General features: G+C 49.8%; 22 protein-coding genes. 12 read left to right on the top strand and 10 right to left on the bottom strand.

Going from position 1 to position 24,796, the window contains the following annotated elements; translation table 11 throughout:
• Positions 1–28: 28 nt before the first annotated feature.
• Both guaA and GJJ30_RS28360 read right to left on the bottom strand, forming a co-directional pair.
• Positions 29–1,561 (bottom strand): glutamine-hydrolyzing GMP synthase, encoded by a 1,533-nt coding sequence (gene guaA / locus GJJ30_RS28365; protein ID WP_154178520.1) that lies wholly within the window; start codon positions 1,559–1,561, stop codon positions 29–31.
• 125 nt (positions 1,562–1,686) lie between these two features.
• Positions 1,687–3,753 (bottom strand): sialate O-acetylesterase, encoded by a 2,067-nt coding sequence (locus GJJ30_RS28360; protein WP_154178518.1) that lies wholly within the window; start codon positions 3,751–3,753, stop codon positions 1,687–1,689.
• A 507-nt stretch (positions 3,754–4,260) separates the two neighbouring features.
• Here GJJ30_RS28360 and GJJ30_RS28355 point away from each other — a divergent pair.
• The 3 genes from GJJ30_RS28355 (at position 4,261) to GJJ30_RS28350 (ending at position 6,086) form a co-directional block, all read left to right on the top strand.
• The gene (locus GJJ30_RS28355) at positions 4,261–4,779 is read left to right on the top strand and encodes a YciE/YciF ferroxidase family protein (RefSeq protein ID WP_154178516.1); all 519 of its coding nucleotides are present in this window, start codon (positions 4,261–4,263) and stop codon (positions 4,777–4,779) included.
• A gap of 60 nt (positions 4,780–4,839) precedes the next feature.
• Entirely contained in the window at positions 4,840–4,965 is a 126-nt protein-coding gene (locus GJJ30_RS32560; protein WP_262885397.1) for a hypothetical protein, read from the top strand.
• 212 nt (positions 4,966–5,177) lie between these two features.
• Positions 5,178–6,086 (top strand): manganese catalase family protein, encoded by a 909-nt coding sequence (locus tag GJJ30_RS28350; protein WP_154178514.1) that lies wholly within the window; start codon positions 5,178–5,180, stop codon positions 6,084–6,086.
• A 66-nt stretch (positions 6,087–6,152) separates the two neighbouring features.
• Here the strand turns inward: GJJ30_RS28350 and GJJ30_RS28345 are convergent, their stop codons facing one another.
• A complete protein-coding gene (locus GJJ30_RS28345; RefSeq protein WP_154178513.1) occupies positions 6,153–7,367 on the bottom strand; it encodes a PQQ-dependent sugar dehydrogenase in 1,215 nt (404 codons plus the stop codon).
• Between the two features lie 339 nt (positions 7,368–7,706).
• On the opposite strand from GJJ30_RS28345, the gene GJJ30_RS28340 reads away from it, so the two are divergent.
• A complete protein-coding gene (locus tag GJJ30_RS28340; RefSeq protein WP_154178511.1) occupies positions 7,707–8,177 on the top strand; it encodes an anthrone oxygenase family protein in 471 nt (156 codons plus the stop codon).
• Positions 8,178–8,212: 35 nt separating this feature from the next.
• Here GJJ30_RS28340 and GJJ30_RS28335 read toward each other — a convergent pair whose 3' ends face one another.
• Positions 8,213–8,452: a hypothetical protein gene (locus tag GJJ30_RS28335; protein WP_154178510.1), complete on the bottom strand. Its 240-nt coding sequence runs from the start codon at positions 8,450–8,452 to the stop codon at positions 8,213–8,215.
• Positions 8,453–8,892: 440 nt separating this feature from the next.
• Here GJJ30_RS28335 and GJJ30_RS28330 point away from each other — a divergent pair, with 440 nt between their 5' ends.
• The 3 genes from GJJ30_RS28330 (at position 8,893) to GJJ30_RS28320 (ending at position 15,333) form a co-directional block, all read left to right on the top strand.
• The gene (locus GJJ30_RS28330; RefSeq protein WP_154178508.1) at positions 8,893–10,530 is read left to right on the top strand and encodes a DUF1800 domain-containing protein; all 1,638 of its coding nucleotides are present in this window, start codon (positions 8,893–8,895) and stop codon (positions 10,528–10,530) included.
• Positions 10,531–10,640: 110 nt separating this feature from the next.
• On the top strand, positions 10,641–12,170 hold the full coding sequence (locus GJJ30_RS28325; protein ID WP_154178506.1) for a DUF1501 domain-containing protein: 1,530 nt from the start codon (positions 10,641–10,643) through the stop codon (positions 12,168–12,170).
• Positions 12,171–12,237: 67 nt separating this feature from the next.
• A complete protein-coding gene (locus GJJ30_RS28320; protein ID WP_154178505.1) occupies positions 12,238–15,333 on the top strand; it encodes a T9SS type A sorting domain-containing protein in 3,096 nt (1,031 codons plus the stop codon).
• A 117-nt stretch (positions 15,334–15,450) separates the two neighbouring features.
• On the opposite strand, the gene GJJ30_RS28315 is transcribed toward GJJ30_RS28320, so the two are convergent.
• The 3 genes from GJJ30_RS28315 to GJJ30_RS28305 form a co-directional block, all read right to left on the bottom strand.
• Positions 15,451–15,867 carry a helix-turn-helix domain-containing protein gene (locus GJJ30_RS28315; protein WP_154178504.1) on the bottom strand — a complete coding sequence of 139 codons (417 nt, stop codon included), beginning with the start codon at positions 15,865–15,867 and terminating at the stop codon, positions 15,451–15,453.
• A gap of 549 nt (positions 15,868–16,416) precedes the next feature.
• Positions 16,417–16,698 carry a hypothetical protein gene (locus GJJ30_RS28310; RefSeq protein ID WP_154178503.1) on the bottom strand — a complete coding sequence of 94 codons (282 nt, stop codon included), beginning with the start codon at positions 16,696–16,698 and terminating at the stop codon, positions 16,417–16,419.
• Positions 16,699–16,816: 118 nt separating this feature from the next.
• Entirely contained in the window at positions 16,817–17,002 is a 186-nt protein-coding gene (locus GJJ30_RS28305; protein WP_154178502.1) for a hypothetical protein, read from the bottom strand.
• A gap of 269 nt (positions 17,003–17,271) precedes the next feature.
• Between GJJ30_RS28305 and GJJ30_RS28300 the strand changes: the two genes are divergently transcribed.
• Positions 17,272–18,618, top strand: coding sequence for a D-arabinono-1,4-lactone oxidase (locus GJJ30_RS28300; RefSeq protein WP_154178501.1), 1,347 nt, complete (start codon positions 17,272–17,274; stop codon positions 18,616–18,618).
• Here the strand turns inward: GJJ30_RS28300 and GJJ30_RS28295 are convergent.
• The 3 genes from GJJ30_RS28295 to GJJ30_RS28285 form a co-directional block, all read right to left on the bottom strand.
• Positions 18,604–18,960 carry a thioredoxin family protein gene (locus tag GJJ30_RS28295; protein ID WP_154178500.1) on the bottom strand — a complete coding sequence of 119 codons (357 nt, stop codon included), beginning with the start codon at positions 18,958–18,960 and terminating at the stop codon, positions 18,604–18,606. The genes GJJ30_RS28300 and GJJ30_RS28295 overlap by 15 nt on opposite strands.
• 87 nt (positions 18,961–19,047) lie before the next feature.
• Positions 19,048–19,599 (bottom strand): RNA polymerase sigma factor, encoded by a 552-nt coding sequence (locus GJJ30_RS28290; protein ID WP_170299293.1) that lies wholly within the window; start codon positions 19,597–19,599, stop codon positions 19,048–19,050.
• Between the two features lie 285 nt (positions 19,600–19,884).
• Positions 19,885–20,709: a serine O-acetyltransferase gene (locus tag GJJ30_RS28285; RefSeq protein WP_154178498.1), complete on the bottom strand. Its 825-nt coding sequence runs from the start codon at positions 20,707–20,709 to the stop codon at positions 19,885–19,887.
• A 293-nt stretch (positions 20,710–21,002) separates the two neighbouring features.
• On the opposite strand from GJJ30_RS28285, the gene GJJ30_RS28280 reads away from it, so the two are divergent.
• The 4 genes from GJJ30_RS28280 (at position 21,003) to GJJ30_RS28265 (ending at position 24,793) form a co-directional block, all read left to right on the top strand.
• Entirely contained in the window at positions 21,003–22,217 is a 1,215-nt protein-coding gene (locus GJJ30_RS28280) for a PQQ-dependent sugar dehydrogenase (protein ID WP_229313472.1), read from the top strand.
• A 112-nt stretch (positions 22,218–22,329) separates the two neighbouring features.
• Positions 22,330–22,806 carry a methylated-DNA--[protein]-cysteine S-methyltransferase gene (locus tag GJJ30_RS28275; protein WP_154178496.1) on the top strand — a complete coding sequence of 159 codons (477 nt, stop codon included), beginning with the start codon at positions 22,330–22,332 and terminating at the stop codon, positions 22,804–22,806.
• Positions 22,807–22,950: 144 nt separating this feature from the next.
• Entirely contained in the window at positions 22,951–23,799 is an 849-nt protein-coding gene (locus GJJ30_RS28270) for an alpha/beta fold hydrolase (RefSeq protein ID WP_310588411.1), read from the top strand.
• Between the two features lie 31 nt (positions 23,800–23,830).
• Positions 23,831–24,793, top strand: a complete 963-nt coding sequence (locus GJJ30_RS28265; RefSeq protein WP_154178495.1) for a threonine ammonia-lyase — start codon at positions 23,831–23,833, stop codon at positions 24,791–24,793.
• The last annotated feature ends 3 nt before the right edge of the window (positions 24,794–24,796 follow it).

Here is a 24,796-nt window from a genome sequence, read left to right as displayed (position 1 = left end):
CCATCGTCCATCATTCTTCATTCGTTTCTTACTCCCACTCAATCGTTGCGGGCGGTTTGGAGGAGATGTCGTAGACGACGCGGTTGACGCCTTTAACGCGGTTGATGATTTCGTTGGAAATGTCGGCCAGGAACTCGTACGGCAGGTGCGCCCAGTCGGCGGTCATGCCATCGACGCTGGTGACGGCGCGGAGGGCTACGACGCGTTCATACGTCCGTTCGTCGCCCATGACGCCGACGGACTGAATCGGCAGCAAAATGGCTCCAGCCTGCCAGACCTGATCGTACAACCCGTATTTTTTCAAACCGTTGATGTATAACGCATCCACTTCCTGCAAAATCTGCACTTTTTCGGCGGTGATATCGCCCAGAATCCGGATGGCTAAACCGGGGCCGGGGAACGGATGGCGTTTCAGAATGGCATCCGGCAAACCGAGGGCTTTTCCGACGGTCCGAACTTCGTCCTTGAACAACGTATTCAGCGGCTCCACAACTTTCAGCTTCATAAAATCGGGCAAACCGCCAACGTTGTGGTGCGATTTGATGGTGGCCGACGGTCCTTTCACCGAAACCGACTCAATAACATCGGGGTAGATCGTCCCCTGTCCCAGCCAGTTTACATCTTCGATCAGGTGCGATTCCTGGTCAAAAACTTCGATGAACGTCCGGCCGATGGCTTTGCGTTTCGCTTCGGGATCGGTCAGCCCGGCGAGGGCTCCGTAGAATTGATCCTTGGCGTCGACGCCCTTGATATTCAGGCCCAAATGCTGATACGATTCGAGCACCTGTTCAAATTCGTCTTTTCGCAGCAACCCGTTGTCCACGAAAATACAGTAAAGGTTCTGGCCAACCGCCCGGTGAACGAGCGTAGCGGCCACCGACGAATCCACCCCGCCCGAAAGGGCCATGACGACCTTATCGTTGCCGAGTTTTTCTTTCAGGGAAGCAATGGTTGTTTCCACGAACGACTCGGCGGTCCAGCCCTGCGCGCAGCCGCAGATATCGACGACAAAATTTTTCAGGACGGTTTTTCCCTGCGTCGAGTGCGTTACCTCCGGGTGAAACTGAATGCCGTAGGTTTGCTCGTTCGCAATTTGAAAAGCCGCTACCCGCACGGTTTCGGTCGAAGCAATGATCTGGAAACTTTCCGGCACCGACGTAATGGTGTCGGCATGCGACATCCAGACCTGCGTATTGGTTTCCAGGCCTTTCAGCAACGGATTTTCGGTATTCAGCGTGCTCAGTTTAGCCCGGCCGTATTCCCGGATGGTCGACGGTTTTACCTCTCCCCCGCTGGTGTGCGCCATCAGCTGCGCGCCGTAGCAAACGCCAAGAATCGGTAATTTGTGACGAAAAGCCGCCAGATGAACCATTGGTGCATCGGCATCGCGGACGGAACAGGGACTTCCGGATAGAATAATGCCCTTAACGTCCGGGCTTATTGTTGGAATGTGATTGTAGGGATGAATCTCGCAGTAGACATTGAGTTCGCGCACCCGGCGGGCAATGAGTTGGGTGTACTGCGAACCGAAATCGAGAATCAGAATTTGTTCGGTTGTCATGATACGATTCTAAAAACCAAAATTAGAGTGTTTTTAGGAAACAGACAACTTTAAGCGCTGAAACTGGATTTTTGAAACCAATTTCAGCACCGCAGCGCAGTTTATGGCCACGGTGTCGAAATTGCTTACCGGCTAATTATTACTTTCTTAACAAACTGTGAGTCAGAAACTTGTACTGAAACCAAAACCGATTGAAAAACCGTATTCGGTACCTCAACGACTTCTTCGTGGATTTTGCCAAGCCCCACTACGGTTTGCTGCCACACCATACGCCCGGAAAAATCGACCATGCGGAAATACGCAGGCTGCTTGTCAGGAATGAACGCACGAACCGTGAGTCGGCCCGCCGAAGGATTCGGAAAGACGCTGACCTCTACCGACGGTTCGCCGGGTTCGGCATCCATCCGGGATTTGTTCGGGCAGGTCATGTTTTTCGGACCGCCCGGCAGGAGATAATTCGTGCCCACAACCCGAACCTTAATAGCCTGATTTTTACCATTCAGAATAGCCGCCGGTGGGGTGAAATTAAAACCGTGCTCTCCGTTTCCTTTGCCGGACTTCTTCAGATCCTGACGGAAATTAGTGGCCTGAATCGAGCCCACCACGGCGTTGTTGGCTAAAAATTCAATGGTGATCGGCGCATCCGGGAAATCCTTATTGTAAACCCAGCCCCAGATGTTCCCGCAACTTACGCCGTCGAAACTTCCGCCGTAATTAGCGCCTGGAGGATTATTTTGCGTGGTCGGTGTTTCGGCCGAAGCGGCTTCAATAGCTACTTTATGGAAAGTGAGTGCCCGCATTCCGCGACTGTTTTTCAGGAAAGGCCCGCCAAAGGGTGTTTTGTAATTATTGGGCAGATACGTAATCGTGGATGCCGAAACCGGTTTGGTGAGTTTCAGAATAATGCGGTTTCCGTCCGCCAAGCCGCTCGCAATCACCCTGGTTTGCTGAACGTTTGCGTAATCGAAATAGATAAAATCCCGGATATCCATCGTCGTTCCGTTTACCAGCGTATCCTGCTTCCAGACCATCGTGGCGCCGGGTTCGAACTCGAGCACAACTTCTTTCCTTTCAGTGGTTTTGTAATAGGCCTTCCGAATGTTGGGCGACGAAACATTGCTGACATCGCCCGACTGGTAAATATCGCGGGCAAGCAGCCGGAAAACTTCTTTCGCAAACTGGAAATGGCCTTCCGCTCCGTAATGAACACCTTCGTAACCCGAAAGTCCCAAAGTAGCGATGGCTTCGGTTCTGGGAAAAATCTGGGAAGTACGGCGTTGAAAATCACGCAATTGGGCGGCTCCCTTATTCCCGTCCGGCAATAAATTCACCTGGGCAACGTAGTATTTGCCCACATTTGGGTAGTCGTTCTGCCAGTTTTTAAATAAGGTTTGCATATCGTCTTCATAGCCCAGCGTAGAACCGCCACCCGCTTCGTTTTCGCCCTGCCGCCAGATAAACGCCTTTACCCGACCAGCCACGCCAGCCTTCTGAGCCCAGTAGAGCAGTCTGCCGTATAGGGTCTGCGTATCCGCCGGATTGGCGGGATTACGGTAAATGTGACTTTTGATGGAGGTTCCACCCACGGAAGCGTTGATCAGGCAGGTCGGCATGTTGAAATTTTCCAGAATGAGCCGCTGAATTTCAGTTCCGATCCGGCCAACCTGTCCTTCCTGAACATTGGATAACCGCCAGAGGGTGTCGGGCGTGCCACCGGCATTATTGCCGAATGTCCGGACAAAATTATTCGAATAGGAATAGTTGTTGGGATAAAAACCGGTCAGATTAGATTGCCCATTGCACAGAATGACATCTCCGCAAACGATATTATCCCGGCTGCCGACCAGCACCGAATCCTTGCCTTTGATGGCGTATACCATGAATTTGTACTGGTTTAAACCGGCATCGATCGTGGGATTGAATTCGATTTGCGACAGGTTTCCCTTTTTGGTAACCGCAATTCGCTGGTATTTCCATTTCGCCCCATTTTTGAAAACCAGCACCGACGCGTTGAGGTACGCGGTTGACTTGAGTTGCCCAATAATGGGAACCTCAGCCTTATTCTGATCATCGCGCGGATACAATTGCAGATTAGCCGGCCATTTCTGCCATTTAATGCCAATCTGAGCAAACGAAAAAAGAGGGTTACAAACCAGTAATACCCACCAAAGGGCAGTAGAGTATTTTTTCATGTACACACGTTGAGTTTCCGTGCGTAAGTTTCAGACTTTTAACATTTTAAACTACTATTTAATGACCAAAACACCAGGAAGGTTAGTATTCGGTAAGCCAACAGGGCAACGGGATATACTCAATTTGAGAATGCCGGCTAAACGGTTTAATCGGCCGTCAGGGGATGGTTAACCGCAGCTTTGATCCCTGTACAAAATTGATGAAAAAAAACGCGCGGGCAATTGGGAAAATTCCTGGAATTTCCCGCACCGGTTTTCCTGCGTATGAAAAAGAAGCCACGCTTTTCAGCCGCTCTGCCGGACCGAATCCTCACTTCTGATTACCAGCCCGGCCGAATCAAATCAGAAAATGGGCGAATATTCTTCCCGCTATCTGGTTCGTTTTAAGCGCACTTAGTAACCCAAAGCCCGGCAAAACGGCTCTTTCTCCCTTGTACCGATGACCCAATGGAAACCAACAAATAAAAAGGGAACAGGTTAGCTTTTCAAACAATCAAACCCCAAACTATGGCAACGAAGAAAAAAGCCAGTGATGCAAGTGCACTTCAGGAATTATTCGTCGATGAGTTGAAAGACATTTACTGGGCGGAGAAACATCTGACCAAAGCGTTGACGAAAATGGCGGATTCGGCAACATCCCCCGAATTACAGACGGCCTTTCAGAAACACCTCGCCGAAACCGAAAACCAGGTTTCCCGTCTGGAACAGGTATTTGAAGCCGTGGGTGAAAAAGCTTCAGCTAAGAAATGTGATGCCATGGCGGGCCTGATCGAAGAAGCCGAGGGCCTGATTGAAGAAACGGAAGATGGGAGTCTGACGCGGGATGTCGCCTTGATTTCGGCTGCTCAGAAAGTGGAACATTACGAAATTGCTTCGTACGGAACGCTCAAAACCCTTGCGGGTGTATTGGGTTTTCAGGATGCGGTTACACTTTTGGAAGCAACTCTGGCCGAAGAAAAGAAAACCGATTCGCTGCTGACGGATATTGCCGAAAGTTCAGTGAATGAATCGGCTGCCAGCGAATAATATTACGTTGAAATCCGGAAGGGCGACAGGGCTGGTTAAATAACCACTGTCGCCTTTTTTATGGTCGCTTTACTGGCTGCCCTGGCTCCCGTCATTTATAAATTTCCACTTATTCCGGCAGATCGCCAGTTCGGGCCGCTCCCTCACTTCCAGGAACCGGTTCAGCCATTCACAACCGAAGATTAGTTCAATACCAGACACCGAAGGCTCCCTGAAGATCCGTATAACGCACGAAAACCAGACGTAGGTGCTGTGCGATACGTTCAACGAAGTGTTCTGTTTCAATGCCCTGTCAAATTTCTGTCTGTCCGACACCCTGTCCTAACATTTTGGTTCCAACCAGTAACCTGCTGTATGTCAATTACATGAATAACTAATCAACTATTTATCAAAAAGCTATGATTTTAAAAATGGACCGGCTCCCTATTGAGCTACCGACCCCTAAAAACCCTTCCGCAAACGACGCAGCGGCCATTCAGGAACTGTTGGGTGGAAAATTCGGCGAAATGTCGACCCTGATGAATTACACCTATCAATCGTTTAATTTCCGGGGTCGCAAGAAAATCCGACCGTTTTATGACGTCATCAGCAGCATTGCGGGCGAAGAATACGGACACATCGAAGTGGTTTCGTATGCCATCAATCTGCTGCTAACGGGGGTTACCAAACGTGGTCATGATCCGGTATCGGCTCCCTTGGCAGATGCGGTCAATGCCCGCAATACTTACCATTATATCGCCAGCGGGCAAGGATCGCTGCCGGTCGACTCAATGGGTAATTTCTGGTCCGGCCAGAATGTTTTCAGCAGCGGCAACCTGAAACTGGATTTGCTGCATAACTTCTTTCTGGAGTGTGGCGCCCGGGGCAACAAAATGCGGGCTTACGAAATGGTTTCGGATCCGACCGCCCGGACGATGGTCGGTTATTTATTGGTACGCGGAGGGCTGCACATCGTCGCCTACGCGAAAGCGCTGGAAAAACTGACGGGCGTGGAAGTGACCAAACTACTGCCGATTCCTGACCTGAGCAACAATGCCTTTCCGGAAGCCCGAAAATTCATGGAACAGAAGCTGCACTTGCAACTGTACACGTTCAGCCAGGACGATTATAAACAGGCAGGCCTGATCTGGAACGGCGCACACCCCGACGACGGCCAGGAATGCGTGGTGATTGAAGGAGCCATTCCGGGTTTCGAAGTTCCGGATCTGGAAGAAGAGCCGCAACTCAATGCCCCGGGAGCCGACGATTTTGACCCACAGGTCTTTTCGGATATGGCTAAAAAAATGGGCATTAAATACGACTATTAAGGAAAACTTGCCCTGAACAGGAGTTGCTTTTCCTGTAAATCAACTCCTGTTCAAATGACTGAAAAGTTAGTTTCGGTCAGCCAATCTTTTAATCGTTCCCTGATGATCAAGGAGGTAAACTTCACCGGATTCGTCTTCCCCGAATGCGGAAATGGCACCCGCCGAACTCACCAGCAGTTGGTTAGCGGTTTTTCTGCCGTTCTCGTGGGTTAACGCCCAGACGTTGCCGCTGACATAATCCGCATACAGGTATTTCCCGACCAGGTCCGGGTGGCGGGTGCCACGATAAACCACTCCCCCGGTAATTGAAACCCCTTCGTCGCGCGGATACTGGTGAATGGGGTCGGTTAAGGTGCCGGGATCACAGTCTTTTTTGGGGTTATAACAAACATCCGCTTCTTTCAATCGCCAGCCGTAATTGCCGCCTTTGGTAATAATGTCGATCTCTTCAAATTGATTTTGCCCCACGTCGCCAACCCACAACTGACCGGTTTTCGTATCGAAACTAAACCGCCAGGGGTTTCGAAGACCGTAGGCGTAAATTTCATCCCGAAACCCCTCCCGGTTTCCAACAAACGGATTGTCGGACGGAATGCCGTACTGACCTTTCTCCGATTTATTTACGTCGATTCTCAGAAATTTCCCTAACCACGACGACCGGTTTTGGGCGTAACCGTGCTGATCTCCCCAGGCTCCGCCGTCGCCGGTCGCAATATACAGGTAGCCATCGGGGCCAAATGCGATTTTTCCGCCGTTGTGATTGTCGTAGGGTTGATCAAACCGCAAAACTACGGTTCCGCTGGACGGGACCACCGTCGGTTCACCATTCGTGGAAGCCTTGTACCGGGCGATAACCGATTCCAGCGGATTTCGCCTGGTGTAATAAATATAAAAATACCCGTTTTTCGCGAAGTCGGGGTGAAAAGCCAGCCCCAGCAGCCCCATCTCGCCTTCGGAAGATACTTTGTTTCGAACATCCAGAAAAACGGTTGCTCTTTGGGCAGTCGGCTTGTTTTCAAAAACCAGAATCCGGCCTTCCTGTTCCACCACGAAAACCCGATTACTTCCATCGTCCGCCCGTGCAAATTCCACCGGGCGTCTAAAAGTCAGGTTCGGGAACGCATTTTCAAGCGTCCAGTGAGTAGTCTGGCGGTTTTGCGGGCTATCGGCAGCAAGAATCAGGGTGGTTACACCGACCAGAACGGCCAGATGAACTAAATCTGTGAATAGATTCCGAGCGGTTCGAGACGATGTGCGTCCCTTGAAAATCCAACTTTTCATCGTGATGCGGTTCAGCGCTTAAAGTCCAACAGAGAATAACCGGCAAAAACCGCTCTGCCCCTACTCAGCGGGCGCTGACAATGGCAAGCGGTTTTCTAGCTAATGAGCTGGTTACGAACAGGTAAAGATAAGTGGGAAGATTTGGGAAGCAAACAGTACTTGCTCCACACAATGGAATGTCCGCATTTTAAAGACATCGTGCGGTTTTCCTGCTTAGCCAGCTTTCTATGGATAAACCGGTCAGTAAATTCTGTTGGTATCGGTATAAAAATTTAACTTCTTTTGAACCCGTCAGATCCGACAACCGAAACAAGCACTTCCACCCTACCCGCATTCGCTATGGAAGTAATAATCCGATTTCTAAATCTATTGATTGCCGCATTGGTCGTCGGCAGCGTGTTCGGCATTTTGGTCAGTTTCAATCCCACCAGCCTTCCGGCGGCTTCCTACGTGGAACAACACCAACAGTTGGTAAAAGGGCTCAACGTGCTCCTGCCCATGCTGGGTGCCGTGACCATTTTGACAAGTTTATGGATTGTTTTTCTGAACAAAGGCAACCCTTCTATTCGGCGCTTATACCTGATTGCGGCAATTTTCTTTGTCCTTTCCGGCCTGCTGACCCGGTTTGGAAACCAACCAATTAATGACCTGGTCATGACCTGGAATCCCACCGCCCCGCCATCCGATTGGACAGAGTGGCGGGATAAATGGTGGTTGTATCACAAAATCCGTTTCTTTACCAGCCTCATCGGATTGAGCTTACTCATTTGGGCAAATCTTCCAACTGTAATCCGTCAGAAGATGCCATAGGATTCAATAAAAATCTGCGCCGTTCGCAACTCGGTTTAGTCTACCAGAACGCGCTCACAACCGAACGTGACGGTATGTTTGGTAACGCAGTACCCTTGTGCGGCAATGGTTTTGGCAAAATTGGAAACATCAATCAATTCCGCCGTCCCCATTTTTTTTAGCTCTCCCAATTGATCGCGCACATTATCAGGGATCACACTCAAATCAAGCTGCGGTGAATGTTTCAGCCAAACCTGACATTTTCTCTTGTCGCTGTAATAACCTCGAATTTGCATGATCTGATCAGATTAAAATTTTTCTCACGTTTCTGAATGATTCGTTAAAAACACCGTTTCTGGTCTAAGAAACCAGTAAATCGAGCCGATGGTTTTATAATATTTTACCAAAAAATAGCAAAAGTGGTGCCACCGGCGTCCGATAATTCGATTCATTAGTGATCGGTATTTTACTCCTCAATAACTATAATCTCATCTTTGGTCTGTCCTATTTGCGCTTTTAAACCCAGCCTTTCCATTGGTTCCGGCCTGAGCGAGAAGACCGGAAATACCAAGAATGGTATAAATTTTGTTATCTATTTGTCAGGTATTACTAATTTAGATAACTATTTGTAAAACAACACTCTTTATTCTAATTATCAGTCAAAAATAGTAGGTATTCATATGCATAGTTAAACGATACAGCATCAAATCATTAAATACCCTTTTTGCCAGTTAATATGGCCTATTTAGATCCGTATACAGTACCATTGACCGCAAGCACAGCCGCGCATTTATTACGAAGAGCTACTTTTGGACCAACCCAGCAGGAAATAACCGATTTCACCGGCAAAACCGCCACACAGGCCGTTGATACGTTATTTGCCAATGTCGCTTACCGGGCCTCACCTCCCCCGCCCGTCGAAATGGAAGAACTCCGGACCGATTCGGGCGAGCCTTTTCTGGACAAGCCGTTTAACGATATCCGTACTTTTATCTATTTCGGTTACATTCAGTATTGGTGGATTGGGCTTATGACCGAACAGAACGGCCATCCTTCCGTTCTGGAAAAGCTAACGGCTTTCTGGCAAAATCACTTTGTAACCGCCAACCGGGAAGTGAACGATTACCGGTTTACCGACCGGTATCTTCGGTTTCTGCGGACGAACGCACTCGGAAATTTCCGGGACCTCGTCATCGGAATTACCAAGGACCCGTCCATGCTCATTTTTCAGAACGGGAACGAAAATACCAAGCAAAGTCCGAATGAAAACTACGGCCGGGAATTGCAGGAGCTGTTTACGGTGGGTCAGAAAGATTTTGCCGGTAACCATAATTATACCGAGCAGGACGTGAAAGAAGCCGCCCAAGTCCTGACCGGCTGGCAAGTCACCAACCACATGGTCCCGGGTTCCACCTCGTTCGGAACCGTTTTCAATCCCGACCGACACGACACGTTGAACAAGGTTTTCTCCGCGAAATACAACAACACAACCATCGTAGGCCGCAGTGGTGAATCGGCCGGCGATGCCGAACTGGGCGATCTGGTCACCATGCTGTTGAGCCATCCCGAGACGCCCAAATTCATCTGCCGAAAATTATACCGCTGGTATGTCAATCCCAATGTCACGCAGGAAATTGAGAATCAGGTCATTATTCCGCTGGCGGCTTTTTTTGCCAGTCCCGGGAATAATTACGCCATCACGCCCGTGTTAAAAAAGCTGTTGACCAGTACGATCTTTTTTGATAACCGGAATATCGGGGCCATTGTGAAATCGCCCGCCGAATTTGCAATTGGTATGTTCCGGTTTTTCAATCAGTCCGTCCCCGACATCACGACCGAATACGGCCCGTTCCGCACCATGATGAATTTTTTAAACCTCACCATGACGGCTATGCAGATCAACTTCCTGAATCAGCCCACGGTTTTTGGGTCACTGCCGTATTACCAGACGGGTTACTCCAAAAACTGGATCAACGGCACCACGCTGGGTCTGCGGGCGGGCACTTCCGACGCGCTGGTCTATCCGTACCTGGAAATAAAACCGGGTTATAAACTGGGAATCGAGATTCTGAACCGGCTGACGTCCATTCAGCCCAATTTCAGCGACGTAACGGGTACGCCCGCCATCACCAGCGAGCAGGTCTTAGCGGAATTTTCCAAAAATCTTTTTGCTACCGAACTATCCCAAACGCAGAAGAATTTCCTGATCGATGCAATCATGATGATGAACAGCAGTCCGCGGACCACCTGGATCAGGGAGTGGGACGCTTACCGGGCTGCACCCACCGATCCCGCCAAGCAGAACATGATCCTCTGGCGCTGCCAGACGCTCCTGAAATACATGTTACGCATGGCCGAATATCAATTATTTTAATTTAATACGGCGTTCAATAACCTATAAAAACCGGTACTGATAAATAGCCTGGGAAGTAATAAAAACCGTCTGGAACGACTACTTATACGATTGCGCATTCTATAAAATCTATGCAAAGAAGAGAATTTTTAAAATCCGCTTCCTCCATAATGGCGCCGGTAATGCTGGGTGGTTTTTCAATTAAATCATTCGCAAAAAGCTCGGCATTAGTTCAATCGCTAGCAAAGACTTCCGCGTTAAACAACGATCGAATTCTGGTAATCATTTATTTAGGTGGAGGTAACGACGGACTCAATACGGTTATCCCAATCGAATACTATTCCAAATACAATGAGCTGAGAAGTAATATTGCCATTCCTGAAAATAAAATCCTGAATCTGGCCGGAAATGCCGAAACCGGTTTTCACCCCGCCATGACCGGCATGCGCAATCTGTATAATGAAGGAAAACTGGCAATTATTCACTCGGTCTCCTACCCCAATCCCGACCTGTCGCATTACCGGTCGACAGATATCTGGATGACCGGCGCAGCCTCCTCGCAATACGTCTCCTCCGGCTGGGCGGGGCGTTATCTGGCTGATCGATACCCGAATTTCCCGGAAAACTACCCCAATTCTGACATGGAAGACCCCCTGGCGGTACAGATTGGGCACATTAGCACCACCGCGCTGCTGGGCAACAAGCAATCGATGGGCGTAACGCTGCAGGATCCGACTTCTTTCTATCAACTGATCGGTGCCTCAAACATGCCCGCTCAACAGGATTTACCCTGCTGCGACGCCGGTGAATTAATTGCTTTTATCCGACAGCAACAGGTGCTGACTGTCGGGTATGCCGCCGAAATAAAAGCCGCTGCCGATGCCGGAAAAAACCTGGCTGCGTACCCGGATACTTCACTGAATAACGACCTAGCCGAACAGTTAAAAATCGTTGCGCGTTTAATTCACGGCGGTTTACGATCTAAAATCTATTACGTCGAGTTAGGCGGTTTTGATACGCACGCCAATCAAATTGGAACCAGCACAACGGAAGGCCCGCACGCCGAATTATTAAAAAAGTTATCCGATGCCATTTACGCATTTCAGAACGATTTAAAGTTACAGGGAACGGAAAATAAAGTGCTTGGAATGACTTTTTCCGACTTTGGTCGACGCGCCACCTCCAACGCTTCGAAAGGTACGGATCACGGGATTGGTGCGCCAATGTTTGTGTTTGGAACCGGTATTAAGCGGCAGCTCGTGGGCACTAATCCCGACCTGATCAACGGTCTGTTACCAGCCTCCCCCCCGGCCTGGGAAATGAACCGGGACATCAAAATGCAGATCGATTTTCGACGGGTTTATTCGGATATTTTGAACGACTGGTTTGGAACAGTGCCCGCCAAAACCGATGCGGTTTTGTTCAATAATTTCAAAACCACGTCCCTCTTTTCCGACCTTGTTCAATCGCTCGCGTCCGGTGCCTGGGCCAACCCCGAAAACTGGTCGACCGGGCGGGTTCCGTCTTCTATTGACAATGTTCAGATCAATCCGGGGCACGTCATTGAGGTGGGTCAGAACATTACCGCAAAAAATATTAAAGTAGCAGCGGGAGGTGAATTAAAGTTTTTAGGCGACTACAGTGTCAACATTACGGGTTAATCCGTTCACTCGAATCACAGATTAAAACCGGATAGCAGATCCTGATGGCAGTGGGAAAAATGAATCTATGAAAAAGAGCTACGGATATTTAGTAACCTGTTTCCTGTTCGTTGTAACATCCCTGGTGGGCTACGCTCAGCAAAACGGAATTGTCAAAACGGAACGCACTTCGCCCCGGGGCATTGTGAGTTTTTCGCAGTCGTCGAAGCCAAGCGGGATCAGCGACACCAAACACGTGGATGGGTACGTCAAAAAATACGGGACCGGTTTGTTTGCATTTCCGGTCGGGCACAAGGGCGTTTACCGGCCTTTCGTCGCCGATGCCGATGGAACGACCGGGGCTTATTTTCAGGAAAATCCCGGTTCGGCCCAGTTACCCGCCGGGGGACCATTTGCGGTTTCCAATAAGGAAAGTGCCGTCACCAGCGTCAGCGCGAAGGAATTCTGGGATATCGACGGTACTACGGCAACGCGCCTGACCTTAACCTGGAATGCAGCGAGCGCCATTGGCGAATTAACCGGAAATGCCTTGTCGTATTTAAGCATTGTTGGCTGGAATTCAGCCACTTCCCGCTGGGAAAAGATCGCTTCACTGATCGATTCCGAAGCGCTTCAGGGGGGAACCAGCACACTAACCGCCGGATCAATCACCTCCATAGCCAGCGTCATTCCTGATGCATACAGTGTATATTCGTTAGCCGCTACAAATTCTTCGCAATTGCCCGTCAGCTACGGCGGTAAACTCGAAACGGCCTCCTGCACCGAGGTGAAAGGATGGGCGTGGGATAACTCGTATCCGAATGCGGCCCTGACGGTCGAGTTGCTGGAAGGAACCACCGTGCAGGCGACGGCCACGGCGAACCTCTACCGGGAAGACCTCAAAAATGCCGGAATCGGCACGGGTAATTACGGTTTTAGCATTCCCTTACCCGCTACCCTGACCGACGGAAACGAACACCAGATCAGCGTCCGGGTGCGCAGCAGTACGTACACGCTGACCGATTCACCCAAAACCGTTAGCTGTGGTTACGGCGGAAAGCTCGAATCAGCCACCTGTACCGAAGTAATTGGCTGGGGCTGGGATAAAAACAGTCCCAATTCCGCGCTGACGGTCGAACTGACCGAAGGTAACACGGTGTATGCCACAACTACCGCGAATATCTTTCGGGAAGATCTGAAAAATGCCGGAACAGCGACGGGCAATTACGGCTTTAAAATACCTTTTCCCAACACCCTGAAAGACAGTAAGATCCACCAGGTCAGTGTTCGCGTCAAAAATGTCAATTATACGTTTGCCGGTTCCCCCAAAATGCTGAGTTGTGCCCCCCCGCAATACTTGGGGCGATTCGAAGGCATGGACTGCAACGTGGCCGTGGGTTGGGTCTGGGACATGAGCAACCCAACGGCCTCCCTGACGGTCGAGTTGGTCGAAGGAAATACCGTTCACGCAACCGGGCCGGCCAATCAATTTCTGGCGGGTCTGAAAAATACTGCCCTGGGTAGCACCGGCAACTATGGTTTCAGCATTCCTCTGCCGACCAGCCTGAAAGATGGAAAATCCCACCAGCTTAGCATCCGGGTGCAGGGCAGTTCGTATGCGTTGACCGACTCGCCAAAAACGCTGAATTGTCCGTTAAACTCCTTCCTGGGGCGGTTTGAGGGAATGGATTGCAATGTGGCCGTGGGCTGGGTCTGGGATAAAAACAATCCCAATGCGGCCCTAACGGTCGAGTTGGTCGAAGGCAATACCGTTTACGCCACCGCCGTGGCCAATCAGTTTCTGGCGGGTTTGAAAAATACCGCCTTGGGCAGCACCGGCAATTACGGTTTTGGTATCACCCTGCCGAATAGCCTGAAAGACGGAAAACCGCATCAGCTCGGCATTCGGGTACAGGGCACCACCTTCGCGTTGACCGACTCTCCACGCACCTTGAACTGCGCGACCAACGATTACCTGGGGCGGTTTGAAGGCCTGGATTGCAATGTGGCCGTGGGCTGGGTCTGGGATAAAAACAATCCCAATGCGACCCTGACGGTCGAGTTGGTCGAAGGCAATACCGTTTACGCCACCGCTGTCGCGAATCAGTTTCTGGCGGGCTTGAAAAATACCGCCCTGGGCAGCACCGGCAATTACGGTTTTGGTATCACCCTGCCGAATAGCCTGAAAGACGGAAAACCGCATCAGCTCAGCATTCGGGTGCAGGGCAGTACTTACGCATTGACGGATTCGCCAAAAACGCTGAATTGTCCTTCCAATGTCTACCTGGGTCGTTTCGAAGGATTGGACTGTAACCTGGTGGCGGGTTGGGCCTGGGACATGAACAATCCCGCTGCGGCTTTAACGGTGGAATTGGTGGAAGGCAATACCGTTTATGCCACCGCTCTCGCGAATCAATTCATGGCCGGACTCAAGAACACCGCGCTGGGCAGTACGGGCAATTACGGTTTTAGCTTGCCCGTCCCCGCCAGCCTGAAAGATGGGAAATCGCACCAACTCAGTCTCCGCGTTCAGGGCAGCACCTATATTTTGACCGATTCACCTAAAACGTTGAATTGCGCTTCCAACGTTTATCTGGGCCGCTTTGAAGGACTAAATTGTACATTGGCCGCAGGCTGGGTGTGGGATATGAATAATCCTAACTCGGCATTGACCGTTGAGCTGGTGGAAGGCAATACCGTTCATGCCACGGGCCTGGCGAATACGTTTCTGGCCGGTTTGAAAAATACCGCCCTGGGCAGCACCGGCAACTACGGTTTTAGTCTGCCGCTGCCCGCTGGCTTAAAAGATGGAAAAGCCCATCAACTTGGCGTACGGGTCAAAAACACGACGTATACCCTAACGGATTCACCCAAGACAATCACTTGTTCGTCATCTGGTCGGCTGGCCGTTGCGAACGACGCAGCCGCCGATTGGGAGTTGGTCATTGCCCCCAATCCGGCGGTTGGCATGCTTACGGCTACTTTTGGCCTTGATGAACAGCAAACGGCGACCCTCTCTATTGTGAATGTTCTGGGCCAACTTGTCTGGCAGCAGTCCATTACGGGAAAAGGTCAGAACAATCAGCAAACGATCGATTTAAGCAGTCTGGCTGAAGGAGTCTACTTTTTTCGGTTTAAAGTCGGCGAACGAGTTGAAACTAAGCGGTTTATTTTAACTCACTAACTTATTCAACCCTAACGCCAACCCATAAACGTCGCCAATACGACTAACTTCATCCAGTGTTAAAACCGGCCCTTATAAATGCAATATTGGGAATTCGGATGCGGTTTCCCCGAAAGTTTAAACGCCAATGGATCGAAGTTTAATTTCAAACCGACGCAGTGTGTCGTAGCTGACGGGCTTGGGTAATAACGTATTGATACGCTCCAGGCGCTGACAGCGGTCTTCCGGATGAATGCACAAGGCTTCCTTGATGCATTCGACCTGATCCTGGTGTACCAGACTCAGCTTTGGTTTTAATCCCCGGCCTGGTTTGTCCATTAATCCCTGAATTTTCCCTTTTTCCCACCGATGCAGCCAGTTGTAGATGCTGCGCCGGTCTACTTCGAAAAATTTCATAAGATCGCTTACCTGCATGCCGTAATAGCTATAAAGGATGCATTGACAGCGTTTTTGGATAGCCGTGTTCTTTTTTTGATCAATGTAATAATGCAACTCCTTGATTTCCGCAGGAGTTAGGCCAGTGATGTTTTTCATGGTGTCGACAGAGTTTTAAAATACCAGAGGAAATAATTTGGCTTACATTACCCAGAATCCGGTTATTCGAACTAGTTTTTATGTTAAACATAGGTTAATTATACGGCAATTATAGTTTGATTATCAGTACGTTGCAAGTAACGGTTATCTACTACGTCAGCAAAAATCAAAAAGTTTATATATTTGAATGCAAATAAAAAATTGAACATAACCAAGATGTCAGATTGAATTTGCGTCTGAGGAGTTAAACTTTTGTTTAACTTAACTTAAAAAAACCTGCTGAACTTCTTTAAAAATGGCCGGATTTATTGGACGAAAAAGGGATAACAAGCCAATAAAACCCCTTATCAGTGTTATTTAGATGGAGTATAAATCGTTGTATTTTTTTAAAATACTAAAAAAGTAGCCAGAACAACTCGCAGGAATTACTATAAAAATTACAATAAAAAAAAATTGAGGTTTTTCAATAAAGAGCCTTTAACTGCATTCTAGGCAGCTTTTAAAAGAAATAAAATACGAAAGATCAATTAAAGTCAGTCTACCTAACCGTTAACCACGGGGCCGTTCACGAACTAACCCAATCGAAATAATAATGACAAGGGACACAACTAATCCTTTAATAACCCATCCGTTCTGATGGGAGGTTTTTATGGTTTTCTGATTTTCGATTGCCTCCGCTTTCCGCTCGTGAATGTACATATCCGAGCGTCTGGCACCGGTATTATACATCGTTAAAGAGGAGCTGGCATCCAGCCTGGCAGATTGTTCACAGGCATAATCCAACAGCTTCAAACCGGGTAAAAGCAGAATAATTAACAGGAATGCTTTCATATACAATTAGACGCCGAATCCATTAGAAAGTCACATCAACTTCCCTGGTTGTCATGCGCGTTTGCGCCTAATTGTCGGTCATACCAAACTGTAAAACCGATTTACGCCATTTCCGTCCTTACTCTTCGTTCAGCGGGGCCGTACGAATTGCATCCCGAAACCGCTCGATCCTCCCGAGGTCGATCTGGTTCAGCCCCCATTTTGCCAATACGTCAGGCTTGCCCTTCAGCTCGTTTACGAGTCGGGTCAAGGCCACCTGGACTATTTCTACTTCCTTTTGTGTCGTCTCAAAATTGATTTTCATTGCTGCTGAGGTTATTTTATGTCGGCAGGTAAGTTACGGGATGTTTCGAATTTCCAATGCCTTCGAGCAAACTTTCAAAAATATTGCCAGTATGCCGCTCTCCTATTCCAATTTAGTTTGTGGTATCAGGTTGAAGACGGTTTCGGTAAAGCGTACTTAATTGGCCCAATAAATCCGACAGTATGAAAACCGCCTTGTTGCCTTTTGTAAAAGTCCTGTTGACGATGTGGGTAAGCACGCGCGCATCGATTCGATAAAAGCCGTATACGATGAAAAAAAGAGACTTTTTAAAGCTTTCTTCCACCCTGCTGGCAACGCCGGTACTTCCACCCCTGGCTAACTTGATTGCTGTCGAAAAAATTAAAAACTGGGCCGGTAATTTTGAATTCAGTACGACCCGGCTGGAGCAGGCCAAATCACTTCAACAGGTCCAGAAACTGGTAAAAGGATACGGTAAAATGAAGGTAATCGGGACCCGGCACTGCTTCAACCGGATTGCCGACAGCCCCGATCAGCTGATTTCACTGGTGGAAATGAAACAGGTTCTTGCGCTGGACACGAAGGCCAAAACGGTAACCGTCGATGCCAACATGAAGTACGGCGATCTGGCTACGTACCTGAATAATAAAGGATTCGCTCTGCATAACCTGGCTTCGCTGCCCCACATTTCCATTGCCGGGGCCTGCGCAACGGCTACCCACGGCTCGGGCATCAAAAACGGGAATCTGGCAACGGCAGTGGCCGCCATGGAAATCGTACTGGCCAATGGCGAGGTTCGAACGCTGTCGCGGACGAAAGACGGGGAGGCATTCCGCGCGGCCGTGGTGCATCTGGGCGGCTTGGGCGTAGTGACCAAAATCACGCTCGATATTCAACCGACGTTCATGATGCGCCAGTATGTCTACGAAAATCTGCCGCTGGAAGAATTAAAAAATCACTTTGAAGCCATCGAATCAAGCGCATACAGCGTGAGCTTGTTTACCGACTGGCAGAAAAAACGGATCAACGAAGTCTGGTTGAAAAAGCGTGTCGGCCCAGGCGAAAAGGGCGACGCCAAACCGGAATTTTACGGTGCGAAGCTGGCGACGAAAAACCTCCACCCAATCGCCGAGCTGTCCGCGGTCAATTGCACCGAACAGCTCGGCGTGCCGGGTCCGTGGTATGAACGGTTGCCGCACTTCCGCATGGGATTCACCCCCAGCAGCGGCAAGGAGTTGCAATCGGAATTCTTTGTACCTTATCGAAATGCGATCGAAGCCATTCTGGCTGTTGAACGACTCCGCGATTACATCAGCCCTCACCTGCTGATTTCGGAAATCCGTACCATCGACGCGGACGATTTCTGGATGAGCCCGTGTTACAAACAGCCCTCGATGGCCATTCACTTCACCTGGAAACCGGATTGGCCTTCCGTCAGGAAAGTTTTACCCATGATCGAGCGGGAACTGGCCCCGTTCAAGGTGCGACCGCACTGGGGGAAGTTGTTTACGCTCGCACCCGCACAACTGCAATCGCGGTACGAGAAACTGCCCGAATTCAAACAGCTCATGGCCGAATATGACCCCAAAGGAAAATTCCGCAACGAATTTCTGAATACGAATCTATTGGGCCGTTAAAACCGGTTCCGTCATTTGGGTTTCGATCAGTCCGGCCAGCACCTGTTTGGTCGTAAAACCGAGATGGCGGTTGACCAGCTCGCCATCTTTGAAAACCAGAATGGTCGGCATATTCCGCACATTATAGCGCACGGTTACGCTGGGATTCATTTCCACATCGATTGTGGCCACCGTCGCCGTACCCGTAAAATCGGCGGCTAATTCATTGATAATGGGTTCCAGCCGTCGGCAAGGGGGGCACCATTCGGCGCTAAAGTCGACCAGCAGAACGCCGGGTTTGGCCACTAATTCGTCCCAATTCTGATCGGTTGCAAAAACCGCTTTCGTATTTCCCGTATTCATCAGTTTGAATGATTTGTTTACCTGTTTATTCCGGCAAACGGCAAAAATCACCCGCGTTTTGAAAAAGTTTTTCGGAAAAAACCGCTTTTATCCGATTTCCGAAGCGCGCTTCAACTGTTGAATGCATTTGTATTTCTGGTTCACGGCGGTGTGCCGGTTTTTCCAGCCCATTGTCACCATGAGGTTGTCCATCGGCTCGTGGGAGAAATATATCGACTTGATAACGCGCTGACAATGAACGGTGATACGAGCCATCCAGGCATTGAGCCGTTCGTGCTGAACGTCTTCGGGTGACGGCTCTTCGGAGGCAAAATCCTGAATATCCTGGATCGAAATCAACTGATCTTCGGGAACGGTGACCAGCTTTTCGTCGCGCAGTTTTTTGAGCCAGTTATTTTTAGCAATCGAAAACAGAAAGGTTTTCAGCGTTGACGTCAGCTGAAAATCCGGAGCGGCAATTTTCTGGTAAAGAATCAGGACAGATTCCTGAAACAGATCTTCGGCATCGCCCTCGTTTCCGCTGTTTCGCTGAACAAACCGTGCAACCGACGGATAGTATTTTTTATAGACCCATTCATACGCCGAGGTTTCTCCGGCGCGCAGCGACTCCATCAGGCTTTCATCACACATGCAGTTCATGGCAAATTTCATTTAGCCATTAATACCACGAAGCCGGTATTAATCACCCGCGCATCTCGATTTTTTGTTTGGGGTTCCTTTGTTGTCCGTACGTATTTTCTAAACAGGATCAAATATGGCGGTCAGTCTAAACTACTTTGAGGTCCGCCCCCAACCCCCTGAAGGGGACTTCTCATCCGGAGTTGAAAGCCCCCTTTAGGGGGTTGGGGGCGAGGTGTTCTCTATTTTAGGCAGTTTCGTAATACCTTAAACGCTAAACCCAAAAATTTAAAACCCACTAACAGGTTAATGTTCCGTTGTCAGCGACCGCACTTCGATCTGGCTCGTGTGATAAACCAGCGAATATGGTTCAATGCTCTGGGTTAACCAGACGTTCCCACCAATTACCGAGTCATGACCGACGACGGTTCGGCCACCGAGAATTGTGGCGTTGGCGTAAATAATGACATTGTCTTCGATGGTCGGGTGGCGCTTTTTCGACGCCATCGACTTGGCTACGTTGGTTGCCCCCAGCGTAACGCCCTGATACAGTTTCACATTACTACCAATAACCGCCGTTTCACCAATGACGACGCCCGTTCCGTGGTCGACAAAAAACGACGAGCCAATTTCGGCGTTGGGGTGAATATCGATGCCCGTGTGGCTGTGGGCGTATTCGGTCATCATCCGGGGCAGAAGTGGGACCTCCAGATCCGTCAGAACGTGCGCAATCCGGTAAACCGCGATGGCGTAGAAACCCGGATAAATCGCAATTACCTCCTCAACTCCCGATGCCGCCGGATCAAAAGCCGCAATGGCCTGAGAATCCAGCAACAATTCATCATACGTATTGGGCAACAGATCGAAAAACCGCTCAACGATCACTTCCCGATCAACCGGCAGATGTTCTTTCAGCGGTTTTAACAGGCAGGAAAGCTTGTCATTCAGATCCCGGTAGGTGTCGGCCGTACTGACCGTAAACGCCCGGCAATCCTGCGTAATCGGAAACAAAAACCGAATCAGGTTGTCGATAAATCGGCCTACATCAGGCTTGGAAGGCAGGTAATACCGAAAACTGGCGTTTTGAGTGGCCATCCGTTCAAAGAATTGTTGCTGTTCGGCAGGAGTCATGGGAGCAATAAAGGGTAAAGTCTATAGATAGAGTCAATTCGATCGGGTAGTTCAGCTGAAACGCAAAAAAAAACCTTCTTTCGAAGGGTAACCAGCTAAGAACCAACTGTGTATCACCCGCCCCAAATCCGTGGAATGGCAACAACAACAGCGATTTGATTCGGAAACGGGCATCGGCAACAATACTTGGGCTAAATCGTTGAAAAAGAAACAAAAACACTGCCAAAAAGTTCGCCAGCTGCTTTGGACAAAAACTTGCTATGACGAATATAACGAACTTAATGAAGACTACGATGTCGTACCTCAAAAAAACGGCCATTACGCTGTGCAGCTCCCTGGCAGCCACCGTCAGCTTCGCCTTCCTGGTGTCGCTGGCCTGCCAGCCGCGCGAGGACGATGAAGATAAAATCGTCGACGCGCCGGTGGTCACCACTCCTCCGACTGTTCAACTGGAGAACGCATTTCCTGCACTAAAATTTACGCAGCCCGTCGAGCTTACCCATTCGGGCGACGGCACTAATCACCTGTTCCTGGTGGAGCAGGAAGGTCGGATTCGCGTTTTTGAAAATAGTGCATCGGTCAAAACCGCTGATACGTATTTAGATATTACCAATAAAGTCGCTTCCGGCGGTGAAATGGGCCTGCTGGGCCTGGCTTTTCATCCGGATTTCAAGCAGAACGGTTATTTCTTCGTCAACTACACCAAAAATAATCCGCGCGAAACCGTCATTGCCCGGTACAAGGCAACGCCCGGTTCCAACAAAGTGGATGCTACAACGGAAACGGTTCTGTTCAAATTTGAGCAGCCCTATTCCAATCATAATGGCGGCAAACTGGCTTTCGGGCCGGACGGTTTTCTTTATATAGCCGCGGGCGACGGTGGCAGTGGCGGTGATCCGCAAAACAACGGGCAGAACCTCAAAACCATGCTGGGGAAAATCCTGCGGATCGATGTCAACAAAACCGATAAAGGCAACTATGGTATTCCGGCCGATAATCCGTTTGTGGGCAACGCGAGTGCGTTTCCTGAAATTTATGCTTATGGGCTACGGAATCCCTGGCGGTTTAGTTTTGACAAGGAAACCGGTCAGCTCTGGGCGGGCGATGTGGGCCAGAACACCCTTGAAGAGATCGATATCATTAAAAAAGGCGGTAATTACGGCTGGCGGCTGAAAGAAGGCCAGGAGTGTTTTAATCCGCAAAATAACTGCAATCAGGGCCAGCTTGTTGAACCGATCCACCAGTATCCCCGCGCTGAGGGCGTTTCGGTTACGGGGGGCGTCGTCTACCGTGGCAAAAGCCTTCCCGATCTGCAAGGGAAATACATTTTTGCGGATTTTGGTAGTGGAAAGGTTTGGGCGCTCAGTTTTGAAGGCGACAAAAAAACCGGTAATCAGTTGGTCAGCACGGACGGTGGCCCGGTTTCTGCTTTCGGCGAAGACGCTAATCAGGAAATGTATCTGCTGGATCACAGCAATGGCACCATCAGGCGATTTGCGGCTAAGTAAGTCCGTTCCGTTTTCCACTGCTTCCAAGAATTTATCGACAGATTCCAAATGGGGTCTGTCTTTTTTTGTCTGATTTTCTGTAGATTGGTACTTGTAACCTGAAACTACGAACATGTATACGACTACAATCCATACGCCGGTTGGACTTGCGGTCATCAGCGGCAATGAAGATGGCATTTCGAGTGTTCGGGTCAGCAACGAACCCGGTTTGGATTCCCCTTTTGTTCCGGCAGTGCTGCACAAGTGCGCGCGGCAGTTGGAAGAATATTTTCTGAACCGTCGCCGGTCGTTTGATCTTCCTCTACGCCCACACGGGACGCCTTTTCAGCGGGCGGTCTGGCAGATGCTCCGGGAAGTGCCGTACGGAAAAACGATGTCGTACATGGAATTAACCCGACGTCTGGGCGACGAAAAAGCCATTCGGGCGGTGGCCGCGGCCAACGGTAGAAATCCGATCTGGATCATTATTCCCTGCCACCGAATTATCGGTTCCAATGGCGATTTAACGGGCTACGCGGGAGGTTTAGGCCGCAAAAAATGGCTGCTGGAACACGAGCAGGTTTCCAACGGTCAGTTGAGTTTGTTCTAATGTATTGACGAGGTTTACGGTTTTCAGTATATGATTTCGGTGGCTGACGCGTTCTTTTTTGAATAACCAATCGGCCGAAAGCAATACTTTACCGTATACCGAAACCAGAAAACCGTAACTCATTTATTTCTATTCAGTGTTTTTGTGAAATTCTTTAATTATTTCCTCCTTCTCCTGCTAATTACGAGTCTCAGCGGTTGTTTTTTCCGGAAATGGCGCATGAGCGACCGGCAGATTCAGGCGCATTTTGCCAACAAAGCTGTTAAACCGACTTTCTTCACAATCGAGAATGACAGTCTGAAACTGTTCGTTGCCAGCGTTGGCTCAGATACATTACCGCCCCTGCTGTTGATTCACGGCGCGCCGGGCTCCTGGTACGGGTACCTCCGCATGATTGATGACAGTTCCTTGTATTCCCGGTTTCACATCTTATCCGTCGACCGGCCGGGTTACGGAAAATCCCGCAAAGGCCGCAAAGCCGTTACGTCCATCACCAAGCAGGCGCAGTGGATTGCGCATGCCCTGAACCTGAACCACTCCGGAAAACCGGCGGTCGTTTTGGGTCGGTCGTACGGCGCACCCATTGCCGCGCGCCTGGCGATGTTGTATCCCAGTCGCATTAAACACCTTTTCCTGATTTCGTCGCCACTGGACCCGGAAAAAGAGAAGTTTTTCTGGTTCTCGAAATGGGGCAAAATGGCTCCGGTTCAGTGGTTTATGGATCGCCATATTAATCTGGCAACGGCCGAAAAATACACGCACATCGCTGAATTGAAGCAACTTGAACCCTTGTGGCCCACCCTGAAAGTGCCGGTGACGCTCATGCAGGGTGGTAAGGACTGGCTGGTCGATCCTTCAAATCTGGATTATGCCAGAAAGGTATTGGCCGGAAAACCGGCCGAATTCATTTTTCTGCCCGACGCGGGACATCTGATCACGAATTCCCACACCGGAATGGTTAAAAATTTAATTTTGCAGCAGAGACGCGATTAATCGCGTTTCTACAGGACCACCCAAAAATCAAATGATAACTCTTGATACCATTCAGGCGGCCCACGACCGCATCCGGGCGCACATCCACCGAACTCCAATTCTGACGAACCGCACAATCAATGAAATCAGTGGCGTCGATATTTATTTTAAACCGGAGAATTTTCAGAAAATCGGAGCGTTCAAGGCGCGGGGCGGGCTGAATGCCATTCTGCAACTTTCGGAGCAGGAGCGGTATCATGGCCGTCCGATGGGTCCGGTCACCACGCATTCGTCGGGAAATCACGCCCAGGCGGTGGCGTTTGCGGCCCGGCAGGTTGGTACAAAAGCGATCATTGTAATGCCTAAAACCGCTCCTCAGGTCAAGAAAGACGCTGTAAAAGGGTACGGTGCCGAAATTATCGAATGTGAGCCTACGCTCGAAGCCCGCGAAGCCGGTGTTCAGGAGGTCATTGAGCGCACGGGAGCGGTTCTGGTCCACCCGTTCGACGATGACCGGGTAATTGCCGGACAGGCAACAGCCGCTAAAGAGCTGATCGAAGACGCCGATTTTGATTTGTTTTTTGACGTCATCATGGCCCCGGTCGGCGGGGGCGGTTTGCTCAGTGGGACGGCGTTGGCAACGCATTACCTCAGCCCCCGAACCAAAGTGATTGCCGGAGAACCGGAAGGCGCGGCCGATGCCGTATTGTCTTTCAATAGTGGCAAAGTAGAAAAAGCGCCCTATATAAAAACCATCGCCGACGGTCTGATGACCAGTTTAAGCGAGCGGACGCTGGGTTACATTCGCAACCATGTTACGGATATTCTGACGGTTTCAGATGCCGAGATCATTGCCGCCATGCGACTGGTCTGGGAACGGATGAAGATCATCATCGAACCCTCCTGCGCGGTTCCGCTGGCAGCTTTGCTGAAAAACAAGGAGCAGTTTGCCGGACAAAAAGTAGGCATCATTCTCACTGGTGGCAATGTCGATCTGGGTAAATTGCCGTTTTGATCG

Origin of the sequence: Larkinella terrae, from assembly GCF_009668025.1 — a bacterium.
Classification (GTDB): domain Bacteria; phylum Bacteroidota; class Bacteroidia; order Cytophagales; family Spirosomataceae; genus Larkinella; species Larkinella terrae.
This window is presented reverse-complemented; position numbering and strand designations above follow the sequence as displayed.

Excerpts from the sequence above, each read along its gene's own strand:
- GJJ30_RS28315 (WP_154178504.1), bottom strand. The coding sequence starts at position 15,867 with ATGAAAAACATCACTGGCCTAACTCCTGCGGAAATCAAGGAGTTGCAT.
- GJJ30_RS28345 (WP_154178513.1), bottom strand. The coding sequence starts at position 7,367 with ATGAAAAGTTGGATTTTCAAGGGACGCACATCGTCTCGAACCGCTCGG.
- GJJ30_RS28310 (WP_154178503.1), bottom strand. The coding sequence starts at position 16,698 with ATGAAAGCATTCCTGTTAATTATTCTGCTTTTACCCGGTTTGAAGCTG.
- GJJ30_RS28275 (WP_154178496.1), top strand. The coding sequence starts at position 22,330 with ATGTATACGACTACAATCCATACGCCGGTTGGACTTGCGGTCATCAGC.
- guaA (WP_154178520.1), bottom strand. The coding sequence starts at position 1,561 with ATGACAACCGAACAAATTCTGATTCTCGATTTCGGTTCGCAGTACACC.
- GJJ30_RS28320 (WP_154178505.1), top strand. The coding sequence starts at position 12,238 with ATGAAAAAGAGCTACGGATATTTAGTAACCTGTTTCCTGTTCGTTGTA.
- GJJ30_RS28355 (WP_154178516.1), top strand. The coding sequence starts at position 4,261 with ATGGCAACGAAGAAAAAAGCCAGTGATGCAAGTGCACTTCAGGAATTA.
- GJJ30_RS28305 (WP_154178502.1), bottom strand. The coding sequence starts at position 17,002 with ATGAAAATCAATTTTGAGACGACACAAAAGGAAGTAGAAATAGTCCAG.
- GJJ30_RS28350 (WP_154178514.1), top strand. The coding sequence starts at position 5,178 with ATGATTTTAAAAATGGACCGGCTCCCTATTGAGCTACCGACCCCTAAA.
- GJJ30_RS28360 (WP_154178518.1), bottom strand. The coding sequence starts at position 3,753 with ATGAAAAAATACTCTACTGCCCTTTGGTGGGTATTACTGGTTTGTAAC.
- GJJ30_RS32560 (WP_262885397.1), top strand. The coding sequence starts at position 4,840 with ATGGTCGCTTTACTGGCTGCCCTGGCTCCCGTCATTTATAAATTTCCA.
- GJJ30_RS28325 (WP_154178506.1), top strand. The coding sequence starts at position 10,641 with ATGCAAAGAAGAGAATTTTTAAAATCCGCTTCCTCCATAATGGCGCCG.
- GJJ30_RS28340 (WP_154178511.1), top strand. The coding sequence starts at position 7,707 with ATGGAAGTAATAATCCGATTTCTAAATCTATTGATTGCCGCATTGGTC.
- GJJ30_RS28335 (WP_154178510.1), bottom strand. The coding sequence starts at position 8,452 with ATGCAAATTCGAGGTTATTACAGCGACAAGAGAAAATGTCAGGTTTGG.
- GJJ30_RS28280 (WP_229313472.1), top strand. The coding sequence starts at position 21,003 with ATGTCGTACCTCAAAAAAACGGCCATTACGCTGTGCAGCTCCCTGGCA.
- GJJ30_RS28285 (WP_154178498.1), bottom strand. The coding sequence starts at position 20,709 with ATGACTCCTGCCGAACAGCAACAATTCTTTGAACGGATGGCCACTCAA.
- GJJ30_RS28290 (WP_170299293.1), bottom strand. The coding sequence starts at position 19,599 with ATGAACTGCATGTGTGATGAAAGCCTGATGGAGTCGCTGCGCGCCGGA.
- GJJ30_RS28300 (WP_154178501.1), top strand. The coding sequence starts at position 17,272 with ATGAAAAAAAGAGACTTTTTAAAGCTTTCTTCCACCCTGCTGGCAACG.
- GJJ30_RS28265 (WP_154178495.1), top strand. The coding sequence starts at position 23,831 with ATGATAACTCTTGATACCATTCAGGCGGCCCACGACCGCATCCGGGCG.
- GJJ30_RS28330 (WP_154178508.1), top strand. The coding sequence starts at position 8,893 with ATGGCCTATTTAGATCCGTATACAGTACCATTGACCGCAAGCACAGCC.
- GJJ30_RS28295 (WP_154178500.1), bottom strand. The coding sequence starts at position 18,960 with ATGAATACGGGAAATACGAAAGCGGTTTTTGCAACCGATCAGAATTGG.